The following is a 1,554-nucleotide window of genomic DNA, read 5'->3' as shown; positions in this document are numbered from 1 at the left end:
GTGGGAGCTGGCTTGCCAGCGATGAGGCCCTTACAGGCTCGGCAGCAGTTTGGCAGGCACCAACGCGCTCAGGCACCGCGACGCCAGCAGCCCGGTCGCCGCGTCGATGTCCGGCGCAAAGAAACGGTCCTTCTCGTAGAACGGCACCTCGGCGCGCAGGGCCGCGCGGGCCTGCTCCAGCGCCGGCGAGCTCTTCAGGCCGTCGCGCAGATCCAACCCCTGGGCCGCCGCCAGCCATTCCACCGCGAGGATCCCGCGGGTGTTCTCGGCCATTTCCCACAGGCGCTTGCCGGCGGCCGGGGCCATCGACACGTGGTCTTCCTGGTTGGCGGAGGTCGGCAGGCTGTCCACCGAGTGCGGATGGGCCAGCGCCTTGTTCTCGCTGGCCAGCGCCGCGGCCGTCACCTGGGCGATCATGAAGCCGGAGTTCACCCCGCCGTTGGCCACCAGGAACGGCGGCAGCTGCGACATGTGCTTGTCCATCATCAGCGAGATGCGCCGCTCGCTCAGGGAGCCGATCTCGGCGATGGCCAGGGCCATGTTGTCGGCGGCCATGGCCACCGGCTCGGCGTGGAAGTTGCCGCCGGAGATCACGTCGCCCTCGGCGGCGAACACCAGCGGGTTGTCGGATACGGCGTTGGCCTCCACCGCCAGCACCTCGGCGGCCTGGCGGAACTGGGTCAGGCACGCGCCCATGACCTGCGGCTGGCAGCGCAGGGAGTACGGATCCTGCACCTTCTCGCAGTTCTGGTGCGAGTCGGACACCTCGCTGCGCTCGCCCAGCAGGTGGCGGTAAGCAGCAGCCGCATCGATCTGGCCCTTCTGGCCACGGGCGACATGGATGCGCGCGTCGAACGGCGAACGCGAGCCGAGCACCGCCTCGACGGTCAGGCCGCCCACGGCCAGCGCGCCGGCGAACAGGTCCTCGCCCTCGAACAGCCCGCGCAGGGCGAACGCGGTGGACACCTGGGTGCCGTTGAGCAGCGCCAGGCCCTCCTTCGCCGCCAGGGTCAGCGGCTTGAGGCCGGCGACCTTCAGGGCCTCGACGGCCGGCAGCCATTCGCCCTTGTGGTGCGCCTTGCCCTCGCCCAGCAGCACCAGCGACATGTGCGCCAGCGGCGCCAGGTCGCCGGAGGCGCCGACCGAGCCCTTGAGCGGGATGTGCGGGTAGACCTCGGCGTTGACCAGCGCGATCAGCGCGTCGATCACCTGCCGGCGGATGCCGGAGAAGCCGCGGCTCAGGCTGTTGACCTTGAGCACCATGATCAGGCGGCACAGCGCGTCGCTGACCGGCTCGCCGACGCCGGCGGCGTGGGACAGCACCAGGGAACGCTGGAGGTTCTCAAGGTCCGCGCTGGCGATGCGGGTCGAGGCCAGCAGGCCGAAACCGGTGTTGATGCCGTAGGCGGTACGGTTCTCGGCGATGATCCGCTCGACGCAGGCGACGCTGGCGTCGATCGGCGCCGAGGCGCTGTCGTCGAGGGTCAGCGTGACGGGGCTCTGGTAGACGTCACGCAGTTGGGCCAGGGTCAGTTGGCCGGGAATCAGGTTCAG

Annotated in this window: 1 protein-coding gene; it reads right to left on the bottom strand. The window is 70.3% G+C overall.

Features of this window, described 5'->3' with window-relative positions; translation table 11 throughout:
• Positions 1-30 precede the first annotated feature (30 nt).
• The coding region (hutH, locus tag CAG33_RS27990) for a histidine ammonia-lyase (protein ID WP_139833057.1) at positions 31-1,554 on the bottom strand (1,524 nt) is incomplete at its 5' end.

It is taken from the genome of Pseudomonas sp. B3(2017) (assembly GCF_002113595.1).
GTDB lineage: Bacteria > Pseudomonadota > Gammaproteobacteria > Pseudomonadales > Pseudomonadaceae > Aquipseudomonas > Aquipseudomonas ekonensis.
This window is presented reverse-complemented; position numbering and strand designations above follow the sequence as displayed.